This is a genomic window from Mucilaginibacter litoreus (assembly GCF_042676805.1).
In the GTDB taxonomy this organism is placed as follows: domain Bacteria; phylum Bacteroidota; class Bacteroidia; order Sphingobacteriales; family Sphingobacteriaceae; genus Mucilaginibacter; species Mucilaginibacter litoreus.
This window is the reverse complement of record NZ_JBHTHZ010000003.1, coordinates 215,284-235,689: the sequence shown is the minus strand read 5'-3', so window position 1 is coordinate 235,689 and position 20,406 is coordinate 215,284. Positions and strand designations below refer to the sequence as shown.

Here is a 20,406-nt window from a genome sequence, read left to right as displayed (position 1 = left end):
TTGCGATATGAAGAAACCTGTATTGTTAACCGTTACCATTAGCTGGATGACATTGCTTTGCGCTATCACCTCACACGCGCAAACCGTTATACCACTTTGGAAAAACGGGGCACCTGGTTTTGAGGCTCGCAGGAACGAACCCGAGGTAGCTAAGGATTATTACGTACGTAATATTCATAATCCATCGCTTACTGTATTCCTACCACCTGCGGATAAAGCCAATGGGGCTGCAGTGATAGTATGTCCCGGCGGCGGACATCGCCTCCTGGTTTACAATTCTGAAGGCGTAGAGCCGGCTAAGTTTTATAACAGTTTAGGCATAACTGTTTTTGTTTTGAAGTACCGTTTAGGGCGGGATACGCTTTCACCCTACAACGTGGACATTCATCCCAGGCAAGATGCTTTAAGGGCGATGCGCCTGGTGCGCAGCAAGGCGGCAAAATATCATTTAGATACCGCCCGCATTGGCATTATGGGCTTCTCTGCCGGTGGCGAGGTGGTGGATATGGTGGCATTTAACAACAATGCTGCAAACCCTGCTGCAAAAGATCCGGTTGACCGGCTTAGCGCCAAACCCGATTTTATAGTACAGGTGTATCCCGGACCAGGATATGTCCCTGAAACTATCCCTGCCAATGCGCCTCCGGCTTTTTTGGTAGCTGCTAATGATGATGCCTGCTGCTCGTTACCTATCATTAAACTATTACAGGCTTATCGCGAAGCTAAAGTCCCCGTAGAGATGCACATGTACGCTAAAGGCGACCATGCCTTTAACATGGGTAAAAACCGGAATTTGGTGTCTATCAACAATTGGCCGCAGCGCCTGGCCGACTGGCTGCAGGACAGCCATATTTTGCAACCTGAAACAAAAAAGGTAATGCACTAATGGTTGCAAACGTATTTCACTTTTATTGGTTATCACTTAAAAAGTAAATATCATGGCTAACTTTCAGGATATAATAGCGTCAGAAAAACCGGTACTCATTGATTTTTCTGCAGAGTGGTGCGGCCCTTGCCAAATGATGCCGCCGATATTAAAACAGGTAAAAGATGCCCTTGGTGATAAGGTAACTATCATTAAGATAGATATCGACAAAAACCCGGCTGCTGCAAGCGCTTATCATGTTCAAAGTGTACCTACGCTGATGATCTTTCAGAAAGGGCAAAGCAAGTGGCGCCAAAGCGGCGTTGTACAGGCCCGGCAGTTACAGCAGGTAATTGAGCAGTATATTTGATTGGTTACAAATAGCTTAGCCACCATTGCAGGTGTGTTTTTTTATAGTTGGAAAAACATTTGCAAGGGTAGTAAAGCAGCAGTATGATCATCAGCCAAAATATATAAACATATCCAAGATCAAAACCCACTCCCGGTGGCGTAAACAGGAAAGGATCATTCGGTGTGATGATATCAGATGCACCGAAACCCTGTACAAAAAATATTATCACGCTGATTAACCTTATCAGATAGAAATGCAGCACATAATAAAAGAAGGGCACGCTGCCATATACCTTAAAAAAGGCAGCCAGTTTGCCCGTGGCATTTTCAGTCAGCGCCAGCACCATTAATGCCGCCGAAAGGGTGATGCAGCAGTACATTAAAGAGGGCGGATATTTGCTGACATTCAAAAACGACATGAATGTAAATATGCCATTTTTTTGTACTGCCCATGGCGCCGGGTCGCCATAACCGTTTACAAACCGCAGCACCAGGAATATGGCAAACAAAGCAACTGAACTATATAACAAAAAGCTTTTTCGTTTAGCCGCATTATAACCGGCTTCATAAATTGAGCCAAGGGCGTATCCCAGCATCATTACACCTGTCCAGGGGAGTATGGCATAAAGTGCAAACACTACATGCATCTTATCTAAAAAGAACAAAGAGCCCCGGGCTGTAAAAAGCAACTTCATCAACACATCCTCAGCGCTATTCTCAGGCAGCCTGATGAAATTGAGAGCATCATGCCCAAGCACCAGCACAATCCCTATAAAACCAATAATTTTCAGCGGTACCCATATTAAAAGGCCCAGTATAATCATACTTATACCTATTACCCATATTACCTGCAGGGCAACGGCATTGTATAAAGGATTAAGCGTAAATGCCAGTGTCATAACCACTATCTCTATAAACACAAGCCACAACCCTCTTTTAATTAAAAAGCTGCTTAACCCCTTCTTTGATTTTCGCGTGCCTGCAAGGTAAACAGATACACCGCTAAGGAACACAAATACAGGTGCGCAGAAGTGTGTTATCCAGCGTGTGAAGAAAAGCATGGGAGTAGTGGTCCTCAGGTCTGTAGGATCAGACATTATACCGCCATGATGCAAAAACTCGCGTGTATGGTCGAGTGCCATAATCAGCATAATAGCCCCTCTGAGGATATCAATAGATTGTATCCTTGCTTTAATGGGTAAGGCGGTTGTCATGATTCAGGTTTTTATTACCTGAATATACAAATTATTTAGTTTCTGCAACAGGAGCTTCCTGTTTATCAGCGGGTTTACGAAGATAGAGCCAGGATAACAGGTACAGATAAAGTATACCAAGCATAAAGCCACCTAAAACATCAGTAAACCAATGCGCCCCCATATAAATCCTGGAGATGGGTATGCTCAATATTAAAAACAACGAGATAAAAAGAACCGGGTATTTAATCCATTTGCTGATTCCTTCCAGTTGTAGCATTAAAACAATCAACAGTCCGAAGAAAGCAACGTAAAATAACACATGCCCGCTCGGAAAGCTTTGCTGGGTGGTTTTAAGAATAACACGCACCAGACCATCAGATGGGCGCGGCCGGTTAATCAGGGCTTTAACAATCGTACTAATCAAACCTGAAACTCCGGTAAGTAATATAAAGCCGGCGGCTTTTTTATATTTAAACAAAAAAAATAGCAGCGCCGTAACTGGTACTATAATTACTGATTCGGGCATATAGCCCGGCGTACTAATCAGCAGCATTACCCCATCTATAAACGGATTTTGATGCTGTTGTATATCTTTTGATAATCTGATATCCAAAGCCATTTCCGGATAAGCAATCACCAACACCGATAAGGCCACAAAGCCAGCTATAATTAAAATTAATACTAACAGCATTATCCGCTGCCGCCGTTTATTCATTGGTATTGATTTAGCCGTTATACATTAATGCTGATAGATTTAAATAATGCCTCAGCCTAATAGTAACTCTATTTACCTAAAGTAGTTTTATAGGGTTTGCTATAACCGCTATAAAAGCGTAAAGCCCCGGTTATTTCCCGGGGCTTTACGCTTTTGAGTAGTAATATCAATTACTCGCCTTTTTCTGCATTTTCTTCCTTTTCTGGTGATGCAGGAGCTTCGGTAGCCGGAGCTTCTTCTTCTACTGCTGGTGCAGCTTCAGCTACGGGAGCAACTTCTTCTGCTGCAGCAGGTGCAACTTCAGTTTGCGCAGCAGCAGCTTTACCTTTACCAGAACCACCACGGCGACGTGATTTTTTCTCGGTTTTAGCAGCTACATCTTTACCGTAAACAGTGTTGTAGTCAACCAGCTCGATGATCGCCATTTCAGCGTTGTCACCTAAACGGTTTTCTAACTTAACTATACGAGTGTAACCACCCGGGCGGTTAGCAATTTTTTCGGCAACTTCACGGAACAGGATGTTCACAGTGTCTTTGTCCTGCAGATAGCTAAACACAGTACGGCGAGAGTGAGTAGTATCGTTTTTTGATTTTGTTAACAAAGGCTCAACATACACGCGTAAAGCTTTCGCTTTAGCTAAAGTAGTAGTGATACGTTTGTGCTGAATTAGTGATGATGCCATGTTAGACATCATTGCTTTGCGGTGGCTGTCGGTGCGGCCTAAGTGATTAACTTTTTTTCCGTGTCTCATTTGTTTGTTTGTTGTGGCACGTGCATACCGTCGGGCGGCGGTTCTTCGTCAAGCCCTCGGAATTATGCCGGGTTTGTATATAGATTCAAGAGTTAAGAAACAAGATTCAAGATGGCCTTGCTTCCTGATTCTTAACTCTTATATCTTTTTGATTATTCTTCGTCTAACTTAAATTTAGACAGGTTCATGCCAAAAGATAAACCCTTTGATTTAACCAGGTCCTGAATTTCAGTTAATGATTTTTTACCGAAGTTTCTGAATTTTAACATATCAGCAACATCGTAAGAAACTAAGTCTGCAAGGCTGCGGATATCGGCAGCTTTCAAGCAGTTAAGCGCACGTACAGAAAGATCAAGGTCAACCAGTTCGGTTTTCAGGATCTTACGCATGTGCAGGATCTCCTCATCAACTTCTTTAGTTTCTTCTTTAGCCTGCGCCTCAAGCATCATGTTCTCGTCAGAGAACAGCATAAAGTGCTGGATCAGGATCTTAGCAGCTTGTTTCAATGCATCCTCAGGGTGGATTGAACCATCTGTAGAAATATCAAGGATAAGTTTCTCGTAGTCGGTCTTTTGTTCTACACGATAGTTTTCTAAAGTGTATTTTACGTTTTTAATAGGTGTAAAGATAGAGTCGATAGCTATCACACCTACTGCAGCGTCAGGATTTTTGTTTTCCTCGCTTGATATATAACCACGGCCTTTGGCAACAGTTAACTCAACTTCAAGCGTTACTGATGAATCCATGTTGCAGATTACAAGCTCTGGGTTCAAAACAGCAAAGTTGTTTGAGAACTTAGTGATATCACCTGCTGTGAAAGCATCCTGACCGTTAATGATCACAAATATTTTCTCATTATCGCCCGATTCACCTGTTTTTTTGAAACGAACCTGTTTCAGGTTAAGGATGATCTCGGTTACGTCTTCAACCACACCTTTAACGGTTGAAAACTCATGCGTTACACCTGATATACGTACAGATGTAATAGCATAACCTTCTAATGAAGAAAGTAAGATACGACGCAGAGCATTACCAATGGTTACACCGAAGCCTGGTTCTAACGGGCGGAATTCAAATGTGCCGTCAAAATCGTTCGATTTCTGCATGATAACCTTGTCTGGTTTTTGAAATGCTAAAATTGCCATTTATATCTTTGGTTTATTGTTACTTGGTAATAGATTTGAGATATGAGACACGAGATTTGAGACCTGTTATGCTCTTTTCTTATCTATATCTAAAACCGTTAAATTTTATATATACATGAAACAGATATGAGATTTGGACCTTGTGTCGCAAATCTCATATCTAAATTCTTATATCTTATTTAGAGTACAACTCAACGATAAGGTTCTCTTTGATGTTTTCAGGAATCTCATCGCGGTTTGGATAGTTAAGGAATTTGCCTGTTAACTCGGCAGCATCCCACTCTAACCAGCTGTATTTATTGATCTTGCGGCCTGCTACTGAATTAGTAATGGCTTCAAGAGATTTTGATTTTTCGCGCACTGCGATAACGTCACCTGCTTTTAACTGATAAGAAGCAATATTTACAACGCTACCGTTTACAGTGATGTGTTTGTGGCCAACCAACTGGCGGGCTGCAGAACGAGTAGAAGCAATACCTAAACGGTAAACTGCGTTATCTAAACGGGCTTCCAGGAATTTTAACAAATTCTCGCCGGTGATACCTTCTTTAGCAGATGCAGTATGAAACAAGTTTTCGAACTGACGCTCTAACACACCGTAAGTGTATTTAACTTTTTGTTTTTCCTGTAACTGTACAGCGTACTCAGACTGCTTGCCTCTTCTTTTAGAAGCACCGTGCATGCCGGGACCGTAGTTTTTTCTTTCCAATGCCTTATCCGGACCAAAAATTGGTTCACGGAAACGACGAGCGATTTTTGATTTGGGGCCTGTATATCTTGCCATTATAGTGTGTTTTAAAGTATCAAACAGCCCGCAGCTGTTGAATCTTAGCTTTAAAAATTTAGTGAATTAAACTCTTCTGCGTTTTGATGGACGGCAACCATTGTGTGGAAGCGGGGTAATGTCCTTAATGGTAGTTACCTCAATACCGGTTGTTTGCAGCGTACGGATAGCCGACTCGCGACCAGAACCCGGGCCTTTAACAAACACCTCTACTTTACGCAAACCTAAGTCATAAGCAACTTTACCGCAGTCGGCAGCAGCTTGTGATGCAGCGTAAGGGGTGTTCTTTTTTGAACCTTTAAAACCCATTTTACCTGCTGAAGACCATGATACGGCCTGGCCGTTTTTGTTGGTAAGGGTAATGATGATGTTGTTAAAGGTAGCGTTGATATGCGCTTCGCCAACAGGCTCAACAACAACGATACGTTTTTTGGTAACTTTTTTACTTTTAGCCATTGCTTGGTTAATTGTTGATTTAGTGGATTACTGAATTAGCAAATAATTCGGACCCATTAATCATTTAATTTTTAAATATATTCCTAATGATCTTTAAGTACCTATAAACGCTACTCTCCAATCATTAATCACTTATTATTTAGTAGCTTTTTTCTTGTTTGCAACTGTTTTACGTTTTCCTTTACGGGTACGTGAGTTGTTTTTAGTACGCTGACCACGCAGAGGTAAACCTTTACGGTGACGGGTACCACGGTAGCAACCTATATCCATTAAACGTTTAATGTTAAGCTGAACTTCTGAACGTAAAGCACCTTCAACTTTGATCTGATCGTTAATGATGGTACGAATAGCAGTTAACTGCTCATCTGTCCAATCCTGAACTTTAGTATTGAAATCAATACCTGCCTGGGTTAAAATGTCCTGGGCGGTTGAACGGCCAATGCCGTAAATGTAGGTTAAACCTATCTCGCCTCTTTTATTTTTTGGTAAATCAATACCTGAAATCCTTGCCATATTTGTTTGTTGTTTTTAAGTACACGACCGAACGGCGGCTACCGTTGTACGAATCGTTACAATATCTTTTTTTTTAATTATCCCTGACGCTGTTTGAACTTAGGATTCTTTTTGTTGATCACGTAAAGTTTCCCGTTACGGCGAATGATTTTGCAATCAGCGCTGCGCTTTTTAATGGATGCTCTAACTTTCATCTCGTTTGCTTATTTATATCTATAGGTTATTCTACCCTTTGTTAAATCGTATGGGCTCATCTCCAGCTTTACCCTGTCGCCAGGTAATATTTTGATGTAGTGCATACGCATTTTGCCGGATATGTGTGCAATAATCTCGTGGCCGTTTTCAAGTTCAACTCTAAACATCGCATTAGATAATGCTTCGCGAATTGTACCATCTTGCTCAATCGAGGATTGTTTTGCCATATTTTACTGATTATTACTTAATTATCCACTCCCAAAGCGGGATGCAAAATTAATAAAAATATTTTATATTTTATTTTTTTCTTCTAAAACTTTATCAATGTATGAAAACGTCGATAAAATGTCTGCCTGGCCCTTTCTTACAGCTACCGTATGTTCATAGTGCGCAGATGGTTTTTTATCGATAGTAGATACTGTCCAGCCATCGTTCCAAAATTTCACACCCGCGCGGCCCGCGTTTATCATAGGTTCTATAGCGATCACCATACCTTCTTCCAACTTGATGCCTGCGCCACGTTTACCGTAGTTAGGCACTTCAGGCTTCTCATGCAACCGCAAACCTACGCCATGGCCAACAAGTTCTTTTACAACCCCAAAACCATGCTTTTCGGCATGTTCCTGCACGGCGTAACCAATATCGCCTATGCGCATACCTACTACGGCTTTCTCAATACCTTTAACAAGGCATTCTTTAGTTACCTGCATGAGCTTTTGAGTTGTTTCATCAACCTCGCCGATAGCGAAAGTATAAGCAGAGTCGCCATAGTATTTATTCAATACTACACCGCAATCTACAGATACGATATCACCTTCAACCAGTGCATGTTTACCCGGAAAGCCGTGTACTACCTGGTCATTAAGCGAAATGCAAAGAGAATAAGGGAAACCGTTGTAATTAAGAAACGCCGGCACCCCTCCGTTATCGCGGATGAATGTTTCGGCAAGGGTGTTTAGCTCTAAAGTAGTAACACCCGGGGCAATAACCTTAGCTACTTCCCCAAGTGTTTTAGAAACAAGTAAAGAACTTTCTCTTATGAGTTCTATCTCCTCGACAGACTTATAATTGATCTTTGACATGCAATTTTATATAACCGGCGGCGTAGCACCAGAAGCAGCAGGCACACTTGAACGGCCTTTGATACGGCCTGTTTTCATCAAACCGTCATAATGGCGCATCAACAAGTGGCTTTCTATCTGTTGTAGTGTATCCAATACCACACCCACCAGGATGATCAATGAGGTACCACCAAAAAATCTTGCAAATAAGCTGCTTACTCCTACCATGCTGGCCAGCGCAGGGATGATCGCTACGATAGCCAAAAATATCGAACCCGGCAAAGTGATCTTAGAGATGACATCATCTATAAAGCTGGTAGTTGGGTTACCCGGTGCAACACCTGGTATAAAACCACCATTCTTTTTCATGTCATCAGACATTTGCTTAGGGTTGATAGTGATAGCCGTATAAAAGTAAGTAAACAAGATGATCAATATCGCAAATACCAGGTTATGCTCCCATGAGTTATAATTTGATAGAGCGATAAGTATACCGTTTGAAGCCGCGTTCGGGAAGAACTGAGCTACTGTAGCCGGTATAAACATTAACGCCTGCGCAAATATAATAGGCATTACACCGGCAGCATTTACTTTTAAAGGTATATATTGACGAACACCGCCATATTGTTTATTACCTACAATACGCTTTGCATACTGCACTGCAATTTTACGTGTACCCTGTACTATCAGTATAGTAAACATTACTACACCTAATAAAGCAACAATCTCAACTATAAAAGTAATTAAACCACCGGCACCATTGGTACGTGAGTTAAATTCAACCACAAATGCGCTTGGCAACTGGGCAATGATGCCCACCATGATGATTAATGATATACCGTTACCGATACCTTTATCAGTTATCTTCTCGCCAAGCCACATTACAAATAAAGTACCTGCAGTTAACACACACGTGTTAAGTATGGTAAAATAAGGGTTAGCGATCAGCATAGCATCAGGGTTTACCTGAGATTTCAGATAACCAACAGCCTGTAATGCAGTAATAATGATAGTCAGGTAACGTGTCCATTGATTGATCTTGTTGCGTCCGCTTTCACCTTCTTTTTGCAATTTAATAAAGTACGGAACGGCAATACCAAGCAACTGCACAACAATTGATGCCGAGATGTAAGGCATAACACCCAATGCCAGGATAGACGAACGTGAGAACGAACCTCCGGCAAACATGTTAAGCAAGCCTACAAGGCCTTCTTTGTTCTGCGATGAGTTAAGCGAAGCCGCGTTTACACCCGGCAACACTATAAATGAACCAACACGATATATCAAAAGAAATAAGAGTGTGTTTATTATACGCACTCTTAAATCCTCAATTTTCCAGATATTGGATAATGTGGTGAAAAATTTCTTCATTGAAATTATAACTTAACGATGGTACCGCCTGCTGCTTCAATAGCTTTTTGAGCAGTAGCAGTAAATGCATGTGCTTTAACTTCTAATTTGGCTTTTAACTCACCACGACCAAGGATCTTTACGATGTCGTTACGAGAAACCAAACCATGCTCTTTCAGCGTATCAAAATCAACTGAAGATAATGAATATTTTTCAGTTAATGCTTGCAATACGTCAAGGTTAACACCAACATACTCCACGCGGTTAGGGTTTTTAAAACCTACCTTAGGTACACGGCGCTGTAATGGCATCTGGCCACCCTCAAAACCTACCTTGGTAGATGTACCTGAACGTGAACCGGCACCTTTATGGCCACGGGTTGATGTACCGCCACGGCCCGAACCGGTACCACGGCCAATTCTTTTCCTATTTTTAGTAGAACCTTCTGCAGGTTTCAGATTACTTAAATTCATGATATTAGATATTTTCTACCGCTACAAGGTGGTTAACTTTTCTAACCATACCTATAATAGCTGCAGTGGCTTCAACTTCCACACTGTGGTTAATTCTCTTAAGGCCTAAGGCCTCAACGGTTTTCTTCTGGCGCTCGCTTCTGTCGATAACGCTTTTTATTTGTGTTATTTTGATTTTCGACATGACTGATTATCCGTTAAATACTTTACCTAAACTAATACCGCGCTGTTGAGCTACTGTATGTGCATCACGTAATTGGGCCAATGCAGATACGGTTGCTTTAACCACGTTGTGCGGGTTTGATGAACCTTTTGACTTAGCCAATACGTTATGTACGCCTGCACTCTCTAATACCGCACGCATCGCACCACCGGCAATAACACCGGTACCGTTAGCAGCTGGTTTAATGTATACAAAACCACCGCTGAATTTGCCAATCTGGTCATGCGGGATAGTGCTGTTGATGATCGGAACTTTTACCAGGTTCTTTTTAGCATCATCAATACCTTTCGCAATAGCTTCTGTTACCTCTTTAGCTTTACCTAAGCCGTAACCTACTACGCCATTTTCATCACCTACTACCACAATGGCAGAGAAGCTGAAAGTACGGCCACCTTTGGTTACTTTGGCAACACGCTGTATGCTTACCAAGCGGTCTTTTAATTCGATCTCGCTTGATTTTACTCTTTTTATGTTGATTGTTGACATTTCTCGTTTCGATTAAAAGTTTAAACCACCTTCACGTGCACCCTCAGCCAGTGATTTAACACGGCCATGGTACAGGTAACCATTTCTGTCAAACACTACATCGGTAATACCGGCAGCTTTAGCTTTTTCAGCTACAAGTTTGCCTACTGCTACAGATTGGTCTGACTTTGTACCATTAGCTGAAAAATCTTTTGATAAAGATGAAGCTGATACAAGGGTTTTACCTGTTACATCGTCAATAATTTGCGCATAAATGCCTTTGTTGCTTCTGTATACAGATAAACGTGGGCGGGCTGCTGAACCAGAAAGGCGTTTTCTGATACCTTTTTTAATTCTGTCTCTTCTTGATAATTTCATGACGATTATTTTTTAGATGCTGATTTACCTGCTTTTCTTCTTAATACTTCGCCAACAAACTTGATACCTTTACCTTTGTAAGGCTCTGGCTTACGCAGCGAGCGGATTTTTGCCGCTACCTGGCCAATAAGTTGTTTATCGTTAGATTCCAGGATGATGGTTGGGTTTTTACCCTTTTCAGCAGTGGTTGTAACTTTAATTTCCTGTGGTAGTTCAAATACATAGTGGTGAGAGTAACCCAACACTAAATCTAAAGTGTTGCCGGTGTTTGTGGCACGGTAACCCACACCTACTAACTCCTGCTCTACCTTGTAACCGGTGGTAACACCAACTACCATGTTATTTAAAAGCGCGCGGTATAAACCGTGCAACGCTTTATGACGTTTTTGGTCTGAAGGGCGTTTAACCAATAGCTGGTCGCCTTCTTGCTCTACAGTGATATCTTTATCAACTGCCTGGTGCAACTCACCTTTAGGGCCTTTTACAGTTACAACGTTATCTGCCGATACAGTAACTGTAACACCGCCGGTGATTGCAATAGGTGCTTTTCCTACTCTTGACATTGTTTAATTTCCTCCTATTAATAAACGTAGCATAAAACTTCGCCACCTACATTCAATTGCCTGGCTTCTTTATCAGACATAACGCCTTTAGAAGTTGACAGGATGGCGATACCTAAACCATTTAACACACGTGGCATGGTATCCATACCAGCGTATTTCCTCAAACCTGGTTTACTAATACGTGAAATGCTGCGGATAGCAGGTACTTTAGTTATCGGGTGGTACTTCAAAGCAACTTTTATGCTGCCCTGTGGCCCGTTTTCCTCAAACTTGTAATTAGCAATGTAACCTTTTTCGAAAAGCACTTTAGTGATTTCCTTTTTCAGATTTGATGCAGGAATTTCAACAACCCTGTGGTTGGCTTTAATAGCATTCCTTACTCTTGTAAGATAATCTGCGATTGGATCTGTATTCATTATTGTTGTTTATGGTAGTGGTTTCCTTTCGGTAACATCCCGAACGACCTTCTACCGGTTAATTCTAAAAAAATCGAGCCGCAAAATTACAAAAAAATTCAAAACATATCATGATATGCTTTGAATTTTGCTGCCCGTTAAAGCTTAAAGGTAATAGAGTAAAGCCGAAAGCTCTACCAGAGCTCTTCACTTTAAGCTTTAAGCCTTCGCTTAAATTACCAGCTTGCTTTTTTAACTCCTGGTATTTTACCAGCTAAAGCCATATCACGGAATGTTACACGTGATATACCAAACTGGCGCATATAACCACGAGGGCGGCCGGTTAATTTACAACGGTTGTGCAATTTTACCGGTGATGCTGCTTTAGGCAGTTTATCTAAAGCTTCATAATCGCCGGCTGCTTTTAACGCTGCTCTTTTTTCAGCATATTTTGCTACTAATTTGGCACGTTTTACTTCACGAGCCTTTACGCCTTCTTTAGCCATTGTTATTTTGATTTTTAAATGGTAATCCAAATTGTTTCAGTAACTCTAAGGCCTCAACATCGTTGGTTGCAGAGGTTACGAACGTAATATCCATACCCTGGATCTTGTTGATCTTATCGATGTTGATCTCAGGGAAGATGATCTGCTCAGAGATACCTAAAGTGTAGTTTCCACGGCCATCAAAACCTTTGTCGTTGATACCTTTAAAGTCACGGATACGTGGCAGGGCAACAGCGATCAGGCGGTCAAGAAACTCGTACATCGTGTTATCGCGTAAAGTTACACGTACACCTACGGGCATATTTTTACGCAATTTAAAGTTAGAGATATCCTTTTTAGATTTTGAAGCAACGGCCAGCTGACCGGTGATTGTAGTTAACTCAGTGATAGTGTGCTCGATAAGTTTTTTATCGGTAGTAGCACCGCCAACACCCTGGTTAATGGCAATCTTCTCCAATTTCGGAACCTGCATTACGCTTTTGTACTGAAATTTATCTTTCAGTGCGGTGCGGATCTCTTCTTTATACTTTGATTTTAATCTTGGTACGTAAGTCATTACTTAATTTCCTCCCCTGATTTTTTAGATACCCTTACTAATTTGCCGGCATCGTTTAATTTACGGCCAACGCGGGTGGTTTTACCTGTTTTAGGTTCAACCAGCGCCAGGTTTGAAATATGTATAGCAGCTTCCTGCTTTACAATTCCGCCGTTGGGGTTGGCTGCATTTGGCTTGGTGTGTTTAGATATCATGTTGACACCTTCTACCACCGCCCTGTTTTTGTCTATTATAACCTCAACTACTTTGCCTTGTGAGCCTTTTGAGTCGCCGGCTATCACCTGTACCAAATCACCTTTACGGATTTTCAATTTGGCTGGTTTTGTGTTTTTCTTGCTTTCCATATTACAATACCTCCGGTGCTAATGATACAATTTTCATAAATTGTTTTTCACGTAATTCCCTTGCAACAGGGCCAAATATACGTGTGCCCCTTGGCTCATCCTGGTTGTTTAACAAAACTGCTGCGTTATCGTCAAAGCGGATGTAAGAACCATCTTTACGGCGAATCTCTTTCTTGGTTCTAACTACTACGGCTTTAGATACTGTACCTTTTTTTACGTTACCTGATGGTAAAGCACTTTTTACGGTAACCACTATCTTATCACCAATAGAGGCATATCTTTTACCGGTACCACCTAATACACGGATCACTAAAACTTCTTTAGCGCCGCTGTTATCAGCTACATTTAATCTTGATTCCTGTTGTACCATGTTATTTAGCCCTCTCTAAAATTTGAACTAACCTCCAGTTTTTGTTTTTGCTCAGCGGGCGGGTTTCCATAATCAATACGGTATCGCCAATACCACAGGTATTTGCTTCGTCATGAGCCATAAATTTGGTAGTTTTCTTTACGAATTTACCATAGATAGGGTGTTTCACCTTACGTTCTACGGCAACAACAATAGATTTTTCCATCTTATTGCTAACTACCAGGCCGGTACGTGTTTTTCTTAAATTTCTTTCCATTTTTTCCGACGCTTAAAATTAATTCTTATCAGAAGCTGACGCCGCTTTACGCTTTGTTATTTCAGTATTTAACCGAGCAATATCTTTACGCACTTTAGTGATGCGTGAAGGGTTCTCGATAGCCGATACCGCATGAGCAAATTTCAGCCTGGTAAGCGTTTGTTTTTCTTCGCCCAGTTTTGCCGCCAATTCTTCGGTTGAAAGCTCTATAATTTCTGAGTTTTTCATTTTCTTAATTAGTTTTTTGAGTTTTTAGTTCCAAGCTCACATATCTAAACTGATAACTGCAAACTCAAAACCGCTAACTTATTTATGCTTCTACGTAATCCCTACGTGTTACAAACCTGGTTTGCACAGGTAATTTTTGTGCTGCTAGGCGTAATGCCTCTTTAGCAACTTCCAAAGGTACACCTTCGGCTTCAAAAATCATGCGGCCCGGGCGTACAACGGCAACCCAGTATTCTGGTGCACCCTTACCTTTACCCATACGTACCTCTGCAGGTTTTTTGGTTACAGGCTTGTCAGGGAATATCCTGATCCAAACCTGGCCCTCACGTTTCATATAACGTGTAACAGCAATACGTGCAGCCTCGATCTGGCGGCTGGTGATCCATGCTGCTTCGAGTGATTTTATACCGAAAGATCCGAATGAAAGCTCGGCGCCACGAGTGGCTAACCCTTTCATTCTGCCTTTTTGCATCTTTCTGAACTTCGTTCTTTTTGGCTGTAGCATTTTGTTAAGCTTTTATATCCTCACGGATATTCTTAATACTTTAATTATTGATATTATCTCCTCGGACCACCCGGGCGGTTACCACCCTGTCCACCACGGTTACCACCCTGGCCACCGCCTCTGCGGTCGCCACCTGGTTTACGGTCGCCTCTGCGTTCACCGCCTCTTTCGCCGCCGCGGGCATTGTCACGGCCGCCAAATGATGCAGAACCCTCTGGGCGTCCGCCTTTACCGCTGCTGCTGCTTGTACCACCAATGTTTGGAGACAAGTCGCGTTTGCCGTAAACCTCGCCTTTGCAGATCCATACTTTAACACCTATTTTACCATAGGTAGTTAATGCTTCTGCCAAAGCATAATCAATATCAGCGCGGAAGGTATGTAACGGAATCCTTCCTTCTTTATATTGTTCGGTACGTGCCATCTCAGCGCCACCTAAACGGCCTGATGTCATCACTTTAATCCCTTCAGCACCCATTCTCATGGTTGAAGCAATTGTAGTTTTCATGGCACGACGGAAAGAGATACGTGCTTCAAGTTGTTTAGCAATACCTTCGGCAACCAACTGGGCATCAAGCTCAGGGCGTTTGATCTCGAAGATGTTGATCTGAACATCTTTTTTAGTGAGTTTTTTTAACTCTTCTTTTATCTTATCAACTTCCTGGCCGCCTTTACCAATTACAATACCCGGACGGGCAGTGTGAATGGTTACGGTAATGCGTTTTAAAGTACGCTCAATTACCACTTTAGATACGCCGCCTTTATTGATACGGGCTGATAAGTATTTGCGGATTTTTTCGTCTTCAACTAATTTATCGGAGTAGTTATTTCCACCGAACCAATTAGAATCCCAACCACGGATGATCCCTAACCTGTTACCTATTGGATGTGCTTTTTGTCCCATCTTAAATTAGTTGTTATCGTTTTTACTATCCACAATCAGAGTTACATGGTTTGAGCGTTTGCGGATACGGTAACCCCTTCCTTGCGGAGCCGGGCGCAGCCTTTTTAACTGGCGACCGCCGCCTACTGAAACCTCTTTTACAAACAGGCCGCTATCTTCAACACGTTTGCCTTCGTTTTTTTGCTCCCAGTTTTTAATGGCTGATAACAAAAGTTTTTCTACACGTATTGCGGCTTCTTTGTTAGTGAATTTTAAGATGTTCAACGCTTTCTCAACGTTCTCACCACGGATCAGGTCAACCACCAAACGCATTTTGCGCGGTGAAGTTGGGCAGTTCTGTAACTTTGCAACAGAAGCGCCACCTGTCTGAGCTTTTGCAGCTTCTTTTTGTTGCCTGATCAGAACAGACTTTTTAATTTTTGTTGTTGCTTCCATTGCGTGTTATTTTTTCTTTTCTGCGTGTCCACGGAATGTACGGGTTGGCGCAAACTCTCCCAGCTTATGACCAACCATGTTTTCTGTTACATACACAGGTATGAATTTGTTACCGTTGTGTACTGCGAATGTATGACCAACGAAATCAGGAGAAATCATGCTACGGCGAGACCATGTTTTAACAACTGATTTTTTATTTGATTCATTCAGGGTCAGAACTTTTCTGTCCAGGTTATGATCAATATAAGGTCCTTTTTTAATTGAACGTGCCATTATTATTTCTTCCTTCTTTCAATGATGTAACGATCTGATCCTTTTTTCTTGTCGCGGGTTTTGTAGCCTTTAGCTAATAAACCTTTGCGTGAACGTGGGTGACCACCTGATGCACGGCCTTCACCACCACCCATAGGGTGATCTACCGGGTTCATGGCAACACCACGAACGCGGGGACGACGGCCTAACCAACGTTTACGGCCGGCTTTACCTAACACTGCGTTAGCTTTTTCGCCGTTTGAAACGGTACCGATGGTTGCCAAACAGGTTGACAAGATCATACGTGTTTCACCAGAAGGCAATTTGATGATGGCGTATTTACCATCACGCGCTGATAATTGTGCATAAGTACCGGCACTACGTGCAAGTGTACCACCCTGACCAGGGTTAAGCTCAATGTTGTGGATGATAGAACCCAGTGGGATGCTTTTTAAAGGCATGGTATTACCAACCTCAGGAGCAACACCTTCGCCAGATACTACTGTCATGCCAACTGTCAGGCCTTCAGGAGCGATCATGTAGCGTTTTTCACCATCGGCGTAGTGTAGCAATGCTATACGTGCTGAACGGTTTGGATCGTACTCAATAGTTGCAACTTTTGCAGGGATATCAAACTTATTACGTTTGAAATCAATTAACCTATATGCTTGTTTATGGCCACCACCCAGGTAGCGCATAGTCATTTTACCGCTGTGGTTACGGCCGCCTGATCTTTTGTTGTTAGCAACAACCAAAGACTTTTCAGGAACGTTTGTTGTAATATCTGAGTTAGATACATCAATCCTGAAGCGGGTACCCGGTGTAACCGGTCTAAATCTCTTTACTGCCATGTCTTATTATATATTGCTGTAAAAATCAATTGTTTCACCATCCTTCAGTGTAATGATGGCTTTTTTGTAAGTAGCAGAGCGGCCTTGTACTGCACCTGCTTTTGTGTTGCGCACTTTAAGCTTGCCTGCATATTTCATTGTGTTAACTGCTGTAACGTTAACACCATACATGGCTTCAATTGCACTTTTGATCTGAATTTTGTTTGCTCTGTGATCAACTTTGAAAGCATAACGGTTAAGCTTCTCAGTTAATTGAGTTACCTTTTCAGTAAGTAAGGGTTTCTTTAAAATTTCCATAATTACTTAGCTAACGCTTCCTCCAAAGTTTTAACAGAACCGGTAGTTAACAAAAGTTTGCCTGCGTTAAGCACATCGTAAGTGTTTAACTGATCGGCAGTGATAACCTTTGCTTTTTTAAGGTTTCTGCTTGATAAATACACATTGTTATTTGCAGCAGGCAATACCAATAAAGTTTTTTCATTGGTGATGTTCAGATCTGCAACCAGCTGTACATAGTTCTTGGTTTTGATGCTATCAAAGTTAAAATCTTCAAGAACCAGGATATTGTTATCCTGCGCTTTGTATGATAAGGCTGATTTACGGGCCAATGATTTAAGCTTTTTATTCAGCTTAAAGCTATAGTCGCGCGGCTGCGGGCCAAATACACGGCCACCACCATTAAATAATGGAGATTTGATGCTACCGGCACGTGCACCACCTGTACCTTTTTGTTTATGTAATTTGCGGGTTGAACCTGCAATTTCGTTACGTTGTTTTGCTTTGTGCGTACCCTGGCGCTGGTTTGCTAAGAACTGCTTTACATCTAAGTAAATAGCATGATCATTTGGCTCAACACCGAATACGGACTCAGGAAGCTGCACCTTGGCACCTGTTTCTTTACCTGATACGTTTAATACGTTAACTTCCATCTTATTTATCCACTATTACGAATGAACCCTTAGCTCCCGGTACGGAACCTTTAACTACTAACAGGTTTTGCTCGGCAAATACTTTAACTACTTGTAAGTTTTGTATTTTAACACGGCTGTTACCTGTTTGGCCCGCCATACGCATACCTTTAAATACGCGTGAAGGCCATGATGACGCACCCAGTGAACCCGGAGCGCGTAAACGGTTGTGCTGACCGTGAGTTTGCATACCCACACCACCAAAACCATGGCGTTTTACCACACCCTGAAAACCTTTACCTTTAGAGGTACCAACCACATCAACGAAATCTCCTGCTGCGAAAATCTCAACGGTAACGGTGTCACCAAGAGCTTTTTCATCTTCAAATGTTTTGAATTCAACAAGTTTACGTTTTGGAGTAGTACCGGCTTTTTGAAAGTGGCCTTTTAAAGGAGCAGAGGTGTTTTTCTCTTTTTTCTCGCCGTACGCTAATTGTACAGCGGCGTAACCGTCTGTTTCTACAGATTTTACCTGGGTTACCACGCAAGGGCCAGCCTCGATAACGGTGCAAGGAATATTCTTGCCTGTCTCATCGAAAATGCTGGTCATTCCTACTTTTTTACCAATAATTCCTGACATTTTATTTATTTTATTTTGTGCCCATCGAAGCAGTAGGGCTTCGTTCAAGGCATATTATCCCCTCGTAAGGGACGGCAAAGATAGGAATTTTGTATTAACTGTCAAACAGTTACTAAATTATTTTTTAATATTTATTTAATTGATGTTCAGCGGGAAAACAACCTGTAGAAATGAGTACGGATACTTGAGCTTTACAAAGCATCAGATCTATCCTTAAACAGATAAATAAATTTAAAAGAATGCCTTAAAATGCCCATAAATGCTGCACCCGATCTGGTGTTGATTTAAGGCCACAAATCCCTTAAGCTTAATATACTAAATAAATATTTTATCCATTTTTTAAAACCCTTTTAAAAACTAAAAAAATTAGCATATTGGCTGCACAATAAATCAACGGAGGATTAATGTCTCCGTTGCTCTTAGTATAAAGTATTTATACCTGCATCAGCCTTCGTATCAATTCGGCACTTTGCTTATTGCCTTCTTCTAACCGGCCGGCAAAAAAAGATTGCACCTCATTAAAGTGCTTTTTATAACCCTCCATATCGCCGTATCCAATTATCGCGCTCCACTCCCTAACTGCCGAGTGAAATTCAAGATCGTCACCGCGGATGGTCTTGTCATATAATGCGGTCTGGATAGACTCTTCCAGTAATTCCTCGTTCTTAAAAAGATATTCGGCAATACCCAGTCTTAACCTGAAAGGCGGTGTCTGGCAGATCAGGTTATCATAAGGGTTAACCCCCAGGTGGTACCAGGCGTCAACCATGCTTAGTATACTAAGGTGCGAATTGGGTTTCTGATGATGCGCTTCCGGTGATAACGAAAACTCGCGCATTACGCTATCATTAAGCATTATGGGCTTGCGGCTTTCATGGAACACAAAGTCGCGCGCTTTATATAGCCGCTGGCGGAATTCGGTTTCCTCTTCCCTGATCATCAGCTTAAACAGTTCCGACTCAGACATGGCATACTGCCGTACCTGCTGCCGGGCATAAGGGTTAAGTATAGCTAAACCGGCATATACGTGCGCCTTATAACTGAATATACGCAGTGTAGTCAATATTTTTACATTATCTATACCACCCACATAAGACGCGTTTTCCCAGGGAAAAAAGCCGGCCGATTTCCATGCTGTACCCATACTCTCGAAACCTACGTGGGTAACCGCCTGCGTATCGGCCACTATCTTATCATGCTCGTGATAGTCCTTCATCTCAACAATGTCGGTGCCTACCGCATTGAAAAGGTCAAGCATTTGCTGATAGGTTTGTGCGTTGCTGCGATGGTTGATCAGGATCAGTTTCTGGCCGGCGGGCTCAAAACCCGGGCCGTGCATTGCATGGAAAGTAATGATATTGGCATCAGCCGGAAGATACTTTTCAAAAACGGCTATCTCAGGGTGTTTAACAGAGGTTTGCCCTGCTACAATTGCACCATATTTTGTTGCCGGTGCATATTGCGCTACCACTTGCTCCAGTCTATCGGCTTCTACCGAATAAATGATCAGGTCGCTGATACGGCATACATCCTTACCATCACCCATTATTTTGATTCCGAGTGGGCTAAGTTCGTTTTCCAGCTTTTCGAGGTTGACAGGGATATCACACCCGCATACTTTATAGCCCGCTTTGGCAAAACTTTTAGCGTATAAACGCCCCATATCCCCTAAACCAATAATACCAATCTGCATAGCAAAATAAAAGCGGCTAATATATGGTTTTGATAAACAAACGCCTTGTTACACAGCTTTAAATAACACAATAATTGTAA

Annotated in this window: 34 protein-coding genes; 2 read left to right on the top strand and 32 right to left on the bottom strand. The window is 41.9% G+C overall.

What is annotated here, in order from left to right; all coding sequences use genetic code 11:
- Positions 1-7 precede the first annotated feature (7 nt).
- Positions 8-886, top strand: a complete 879-nt coding sequence (locus tag ACFQZX_RS07050) for an alpha/beta hydrolase (RefSeq protein ID WP_377113054.1) — start codon at positions 8-10, stop codon at positions 884-886.
- A 52-nt stretch (positions 887-938) separates the two neighbouring features.
- Positions 939-1,235: a thioredoxin gene (gene trxA, locus ACFQZX_RS07045; RefSeq protein ID WP_377113052.1), complete on the top strand. Its 297-nt coding sequence runs from the start codon at positions 939-941 to the stop codon at positions 1,233-1,235.
- A gap of 4 nt (positions 1,236-1,239) precedes the next feature.
- On the opposite strand, the gene ACFQZX_RS07040 is transcribed toward trxA, so the two are convergent.
- The 32 genes from ACFQZX_RS07040 to ACFQZX_RS06885 all read right to left on the bottom strand — a co-directional run bounded on the left by ACFQZX_RS07040 (position 1,240) and on the right by ACFQZX_RS06885 (position 20,326).
- The gene (locus ACFQZX_RS07040; RefSeq protein WP_377113049.1) at positions 1,240-2,430 is read right to left on the bottom strand and encodes a DUF1624 domain-containing protein; all 1,191 of its coding nucleotides are present in this window, start codon (positions 2,428-2,430) and stop codon (positions 1,240-1,242) included.
- A gap of 31 nt (positions 2,431-2,461) precedes the next feature.
- The gene (locus tag ACFQZX_RS07035; protein ID WP_377113047.1) at positions 2,462-3,103 is read right to left on the bottom strand and encodes a phosphatase PAP2 family protein; all 642 of its coding nucleotides are present in this window, start codon (positions 3,101-3,103) and stop codon (positions 2,462-2,464) included.
- A gap of 194 nt (positions 3,104-3,297) precedes the next feature.
- Entirely contained in the window at positions 3,298-3,879 is a 582-nt protein-coding gene (rplQ, locus tag ACFQZX_RS07030) for a 50S ribosomal protein L17 (RefSeq protein ID WP_377113045.1), read from the bottom strand.
- 152 nt (positions 3,880-4,031) lie between these two features.
- The gene (locus ACFQZX_RS07025) at positions 4,032-5,024 is read right to left on the bottom strand and encodes a DNA-directed RNA polymerase subunit alpha (protein ID WP_377113043.1); all 993 of its coding nucleotides are present in this window, start codon (positions 5,022-5,024) and stop codon (positions 4,032-4,034) included.
- A gap of 175 nt (positions 5,025-5,199) precedes the next feature.
- Positions 5,200-5,808, bottom strand: coding sequence for a 30S ribosomal protein S4 (rpsD, locus tag ACFQZX_RS07020; protein WP_377113041.1), 609 nt, complete (start codon positions 5,806-5,808; stop codon positions 5,200-5,202).
- 66 nt (positions 5,809-5,874) lie between these two features.
- Positions 5,875-6,264 carry a 30S ribosomal protein S11 gene (gene rpsK / locus ACFQZX_RS07015; protein ID WP_377113038.1) on the bottom strand — a complete coding sequence of 130 codons (390 nt, stop codon included), beginning with the start codon at positions 6,262-6,264 and terminating at the stop codon, positions 5,875-5,877.
- 135 nt (positions 6,265-6,399) lie between these two features.
- On the bottom strand, positions 6,400-6,777 hold the full coding sequence (rpsM, locus tag ACFQZX_RS07010; protein ID WP_377113036.1) for a 30S ribosomal protein S13: 378 nt from the start codon (positions 6,775-6,777) through the stop codon (positions 6,400-6,402).
- Positions 6,778-6,854: 77 nt separating this feature from the next.
- Positions 6,855-6,971, bottom strand: coding sequence for a type B 50S ribosomal protein L36 (ykgO, locus tag ACFQZX_RS07005; RefSeq protein WP_022833269.1), 117 nt, complete (start codon positions 6,969-6,971; stop codon positions 6,855-6,857).
- A gap of 9 nt (positions 6,972-6,980) precedes the next feature.
- The gene (gene infA / locus ACFQZX_RS07000) at positions 6,981-7,199 is read right to left on the bottom strand and encodes a translation initiation factor IF-1 (RefSeq protein WP_022833270.1); all 219 of its coding nucleotides are present in this window, start codon (positions 7,197-7,199) and stop codon (positions 6,981-6,983) included.
- 63 nt (positions 7,200-7,262) lie between these two features.
- Positions 7,263-8,054 (bottom strand): type I methionyl aminopeptidase, encoded by a 792-nt coding sequence (gene map / locus ACFQZX_RS06995; protein WP_377113034.1) that lies wholly within the window; start codon positions 8,052-8,054, stop codon positions 7,263-7,265.
- Positions 8,055-8,060: 6 nt separating this feature from the next.
- Positions 8,061-9,404 carry a preprotein translocase subunit SecY gene (secY, locus tag ACFQZX_RS06990; RefSeq protein ID WP_377113032.1) on the bottom strand — a complete coding sequence of 448 codons (1,344 nt, stop codon included), beginning with the start codon at positions 9,402-9,404 and terminating at the stop codon, positions 8,061-8,063.
- Positions 9,405-9,409: 5 nt separating this feature from the next.
- Entirely contained in the window at positions 9,410-9,856 is a 447-nt protein-coding gene (gene rplO, locus ACFQZX_RS06985) for a 50S ribosomal protein L15 (protein ID WP_377113029.1), read from the bottom strand.
- Between the two features lie 4 nt (positions 9,857-9,860).
- On the bottom strand, positions 9,861-10,040 hold the full coding sequence (gene rpmD, locus ACFQZX_RS06980) for a 50S ribosomal protein L30 (RefSeq protein ID WP_095703474.1): 180 nt from the start codon (positions 10,038-10,040) through the stop codon (positions 9,861-9,863).
- A gap of 6 nt (positions 10,041-10,046) precedes the next feature.
- Positions 10,047-10,565: a 30S ribosomal protein S5 gene (rpsE, locus tag ACFQZX_RS06975; protein ID WP_095703473.1), complete on the bottom strand. Its 519-nt coding sequence runs from the start codon at positions 10,563-10,565 to the stop codon at positions 10,047-10,049.
- A gap of 12 nt (positions 10,566-10,577) precedes the next feature.
- The gene (gene rplR / locus ACFQZX_RS06970; RefSeq protein ID WP_449288926.1) at positions 10,578-10,922 is read right to left on the bottom strand and encodes a 50S ribosomal protein L18; all 345 of its coding nucleotides are present in this window, start codon (positions 10,920-10,922) and stop codon (positions 10,578-10,580) included.
- A gap of 5 nt (positions 10,923-10,927) precedes the next feature.
- Positions 10,928-11,485, bottom strand: a complete 558-nt coding sequence (rplF, locus tag ACFQZX_RS06965) for a 50S ribosomal protein L6 (protein ID WP_377113027.1) — start codon at positions 11,483-11,485, stop codon at positions 10,928-10,930.
- Between the two features lie 17 nt (positions 11,486-11,502).
- Complete coding sequence (rpsH, locus tag ACFQZX_RS06960; protein WP_449288925.1) at positions 11,503-11,901, bottom strand: 30S ribosomal protein S8; 399 nt, start codon at positions 11,899-11,901, stop codon at positions 11,503-11,505.
- Positions 11,902-12,116: 215 nt separating this feature from the next.
- Positions 12,117-12,386: a 30S ribosomal protein S14 gene (gene rpsN, locus ACFQZX_RS06955; RefSeq protein WP_377113025.1), complete on the bottom strand. Its 270-nt coding sequence runs from the start codon at positions 12,384-12,386 to the stop codon at positions 12,117-12,119.
- Positions 12,379-12,942, bottom strand: coding sequence for a 50S ribosomal protein L5 (gene rplE / locus ACFQZX_RS06950; RefSeq protein WP_377113022.1), 564 nt, complete (start codon positions 12,940-12,942; stop codon positions 12,379-12,381). The genes rpsN and rplE overlap by 8 nt, the downstream gene beginning before the upstream one ends.
- Entirely contained in the window at positions 12,942-13,286 is a 345-nt protein-coding gene (gene rplX / locus ACFQZX_RS06945; RefSeq protein WP_449288924.1) for a 50S ribosomal protein L24, read from the bottom strand. Before rplX ends, rplE begins: the two co-directional genes overlap by 1 nt.
- A gap of 1 nt (position 13,287) precedes the next feature.
- Positions 13,288-13,656 carry a 50S ribosomal protein L14 gene (gene rplN, locus ACFQZX_RS06940; RefSeq protein ID WP_073405786.1) on the bottom strand — a complete coding sequence of 123 codons (369 nt, stop codon included), beginning with the start codon at positions 13,654-13,656 and terminating at the stop codon, positions 13,288-13,290.
- 1 nt (position 13,657) lies between these two features.
- Positions 13,658-13,912, bottom strand: coding sequence for a 30S ribosomal protein S17 (gene rpsQ / locus ACFQZX_RS06935; protein WP_100342673.1), 255 nt, complete (start codon positions 13,910-13,912; stop codon positions 13,658-13,660).
- Positions 13,913-13,930: 18 nt separating this feature from the next.
- Positions 13,931-14,140 carry a 50S ribosomal protein L29 gene (rpmC, locus tag ACFQZX_RS06930; RefSeq protein ID WP_377113019.1) on the bottom strand — a complete coding sequence of 70 codons (210 nt, stop codon included), beginning with the start codon at positions 14,138-14,140 and terminating at the stop codon, positions 13,931-13,933.
- 82 nt (positions 14,141-14,222) lie between these two features.
- Positions 14,223-14,645 carry a 50S ribosomal protein L16 gene (gene rplP / locus ACFQZX_RS06925; RefSeq protein WP_377113017.1) on the bottom strand — a complete coding sequence of 141 codons (423 nt, stop codon included), beginning with the start codon at positions 14,643-14,645 and terminating at the stop codon, positions 14,223-14,225.
- Positions 14,646-14,698: 53 nt separating this feature from the next.
- Positions 14,699-15,547, bottom strand: coding sequence for a 30S ribosomal protein S3 (rpsC, locus tag ACFQZX_RS06920; RefSeq protein ID WP_377113015.1), 849 nt, complete (start codon positions 15,545-15,547; stop codon positions 14,699-14,701).
- A 6-nt stretch (positions 15,548-15,553) separates the two neighbouring features.
- Positions 15,554-15,982, bottom strand: a complete 429-nt coding sequence (gene rplV, locus ACFQZX_RS06915) for a 50S ribosomal protein L22 (protein ID WP_377113013.1) — start codon at positions 15,980-15,982, stop codon at positions 15,554-15,556.
- A 6-nt stretch (positions 15,983-15,988) separates the two neighbouring features.
- Positions 15,989-16,255 carry a 30S ribosomal protein S19 gene (gene rpsS / locus ACFQZX_RS06910; RefSeq protein WP_100342678.1) on the bottom strand — a complete coding sequence of 89 codons (267 nt, stop codon included), beginning with the start codon at positions 16,253-16,255 and terminating at the stop codon, positions 15,989-15,991.
- Between the two features lie 2 nt (positions 16,256-16,257).
- The gene (gene rplB / locus ACFQZX_RS06905; protein WP_377113010.1) at positions 16,258-17,085 is read right to left on the bottom strand and encodes a 50S ribosomal protein L2; all 828 of its coding nucleotides are present in this window, start codon (positions 17,083-17,085) and stop codon (positions 16,258-16,260) included.
- Between the two features lie 6 nt (positions 17,086-17,091).
- On the bottom strand, positions 17,092-17,382 hold the full coding sequence (rplW, locus tag ACFQZX_RS06900) for a 50S ribosomal protein L23 (protein WP_377113007.1): 291 nt from the start codon (positions 17,380-17,382) through the stop codon (positions 17,092-17,094).
- A gap of 2 nt (positions 17,383-17,384) precedes the next feature.
- A complete protein-coding gene (gene rplD / locus ACFQZX_RS06895) occupies positions 17,385-18,014 on the bottom strand; it encodes a 50S ribosomal protein L4 (RefSeq protein WP_377113005.1) in 630 nt (209 codons plus the stop codon).
- A 1-nt stretch (position 18,015) separates the two neighbouring features.
- Positions 18,016-18,633 (bottom strand): 50S ribosomal protein L3, encoded by a 618-nt coding sequence (rplC, locus tag ACFQZX_RS06890; RefSeq protein ID WP_377113003.1) that lies wholly within the window; start codon positions 18,631-18,633, stop codon positions 18,016-18,018.
- A 433-nt stretch (positions 18,634-19,066) separates the two neighbouring features.
- On the bottom strand, positions 19,067-20,326 hold the full coding sequence (locus ACFQZX_RS06885; protein WP_377113000.1) for an NAD(P)-binding domain-containing protein: 1,260 nt from the start codon (positions 20,324-20,326) through the stop codon (positions 19,067-19,069).
- Positions 20,327-20,406 lie beyond the last annotated feature (80 nt).

Excerpts from the sequence above, each read along its gene's own strand:
- rpmD (WP_095703474.1), bottom strand. The coding sequence starts at position 10,040 with ATGTCGAAAATCAAAATAACACAAATAAAAAGCGTTATCGACAGAAGC.
- rplN (WP_073405786.1), bottom strand. The coding sequence starts at position 13,656 with ATGGTACAACAGGAATCAAGATTAAATGTAGCTGATAACAGCGGCGCT.
- rpsK (WP_377113038.1), bottom strand. The coding sequence starts at position 6,264 with ATGGCTAAAAGTAAAAAAGTTACCAAAAAACGTATCGTTGTTGTTGAG.
- rpsH (WP_449288925.1), bottom strand. The coding sequence starts at position 11,901 with ATGAATACAGATCCAATCGCAGATTATCTTACAAGAGTAAGGAATGCT.
- trxA (WP_377113052.1), top strand. The coding sequence starts at position 939 with ATGGCTAACTTTCAGGATATAATAGCGTCAGAAAAACCGGTACTCATT.
- rplR (WP_449288926.1), bottom strand. The coding sequence starts at position 10,922 with ATGAAATTATCAAGAAGAGACAGAATTAAAAAAGGTATCAGAAAACGC.
- rplC (WP_377113003.1), bottom strand. The coding sequence starts at position 18,633 with ATGTCAGGAATTATTGGTAAAAAAGTAGGAATGACCAGCATTTTCGAT.
- rplV (WP_377113013.1), bottom strand. The coding sequence starts at position 15,982 with ATGGAAGCAACAACAAAAATTAAAAAGTCTGTTCTGATCAGGCAACAA.
- rplB (WP_377113010.1), bottom strand. The coding sequence starts at position 17,085 with ATGGCAGTAAAGAGATTTAGACCGGTTACACCGGGTACCCGCTTCAGG.
- map (WP_377113034.1), bottom strand. The coding sequence starts at position 8,054 with ATGTCAAAGATCAATTATAAGTCTGTCGAGGAGATAGAACTCATAAGA.
- rpsN (WP_377113025.1), bottom strand. The coding sequence starts at position 12,386 with ATGGCTAAAGAAGGCGTAAAGGCTCGTGAAGTAAAACGTGCCAAATTA.
- rpsM (WP_377113036.1), bottom strand. The coding sequence starts at position 6,777 with ATGGCAAGGATTTCAGGTATTGATTTACCAAAAAATAAAAGAGGCGAG.
- rplE (WP_377113022.1), bottom strand. The coding sequence starts at position 12,942 with ATGACTTACGTACCAAGATTAAAATCAAAGTATAAAGAAGAGATCCGC.
- rplD (WP_377113005.1), bottom strand. The coding sequence starts at position 18,014 with ATGGAAGTTAACGTATTAAACGTATCAGGTAAAGAAACAGGTGCCAAG.
- rpsS (WP_100342678.1), bottom strand. The coding sequence starts at position 16,255 with ATGGCACGTTCAATTAAAAAAGGACCTTATATTGATCATAACCTGGAC.
- rpmC (WP_377113019.1), bottom strand. The coding sequence starts at position 14,140 with ATGAAAAACTCAGAAATTATAGAGCTTTCAACCGAAGAATTGGCGGCA.
- ykgO (WP_022833269.1), bottom strand. The coding sequence starts at position 6,971 with ATGAAAGTTAGAGCATCCATTAAAAAGCGCAGCGCTGATTGCAAAATC.
- ACFQZX_RS07050 (WP_377113054.1), top strand. The coding sequence starts at position 8 with ATGAAGAAACCTGTATTGTTAACCGTTACCATTAGCTGGATGACATTG.
- rplX (WP_449288924.1), bottom strand. The coding sequence starts at position 13,286 with ATGGAAAGCAAGAAAAACACAAAACCAGCCAAATTGAAAATCCGTAAA.
- ACFQZX_RS07040 (WP_377113049.1), bottom strand. The coding sequence starts at position 2,430 with ATGACAACCGCCTTACCCATTAAAGCAAGGATACAATCTATTGATATC.
- ACFQZX_RS06885 (WP_377113000.1), bottom strand. The coding sequence starts at position 20,326 with ATGCAGATTGGTATTATTGGTTTAGGGGATATGGGGCGTTTATACGCT.
- infA (WP_022833270.1), bottom strand. The coding sequence starts at position 7,199 with ATGGCAAAACAATCCTCGATTGAGCAAGATGGTACAATTCGCGAAGCA.
- rplO (WP_377113029.1), bottom strand. The coding sequence starts at position 9,856 with ATGAATTTAAGTAATCTGAAACCTGCAGAAGGTTCTACTAAAAATAGG.
- rplW (WP_377113007.1), bottom strand. The coding sequence starts at position 17,382 with ATGGAAATTTTAAAGAAACCCTTACTTACTGAAAAGGTAACTCAATTA.
- rpsE (WP_095703473.1), bottom strand. The coding sequence starts at position 10,565 with ATGTCAACAATCAACATAAAAAGAGTAAAATCAAGCGAGATCGAATTA.
- rplP (WP_377113017.1), bottom strand. The coding sequence starts at position 14,645 with ATGCTACAGCCAAAAAGAACGAAGTTCAGAAAGATGCAAAAAGGCAGA.
- ACFQZX_RS07035 (WP_377113047.1), bottom strand. The coding sequence starts at position 3,103 with ATGCTGTTAGTATTAATTTTAATTATAGCTGGCTTTGTGGCCTTATCG.
- secY (WP_377113032.1), bottom strand. The coding sequence starts at position 9,404 with ATGAAGAAATTTTTCACCACATTATCCAATATCTGGAAAATTGAGGAT.
- rpsD (WP_377113041.1), bottom strand. The coding sequence starts at position 5,808 with ATGGCAAGATATACAGGCCCCAAATCAAAAATCGCTCGTCGTTTCCGT.
- rplQ (WP_377113045.1), bottom strand. The coding sequence starts at position 3,879 with ATGAGACACGGAAAAAAAGTTAATCACTTAGGCCGCACCGACAGCCAC.
- rpsC (WP_377113015.1), bottom strand. The coding sequence starts at position 15,547 with ATGGGACAAAAAGCACATCCAATAGGTAACAGGTTAGGGATCATCCGT.
- ACFQZX_RS07025 (WP_377113043.1), bottom strand. The coding sequence starts at position 5,024 with ATGGCAATTTTAGCATTTCAAAAACCAGACAAGGTTATCATGCAGAAA.
- rpsQ (WP_100342673.1), bottom strand. The coding sequence starts at position 13,912 with ATGGAAAGAAATTTAAGAAAAACACGTACCGGCCTGGTAGTTAGCAAT.
- rplF (WP_377113027.1), bottom strand. The coding sequence starts at position 11,485 with ATGTCAAGAGTAGGAAAAGCACCTATTGCAATCACCGGCGGTGTTACA.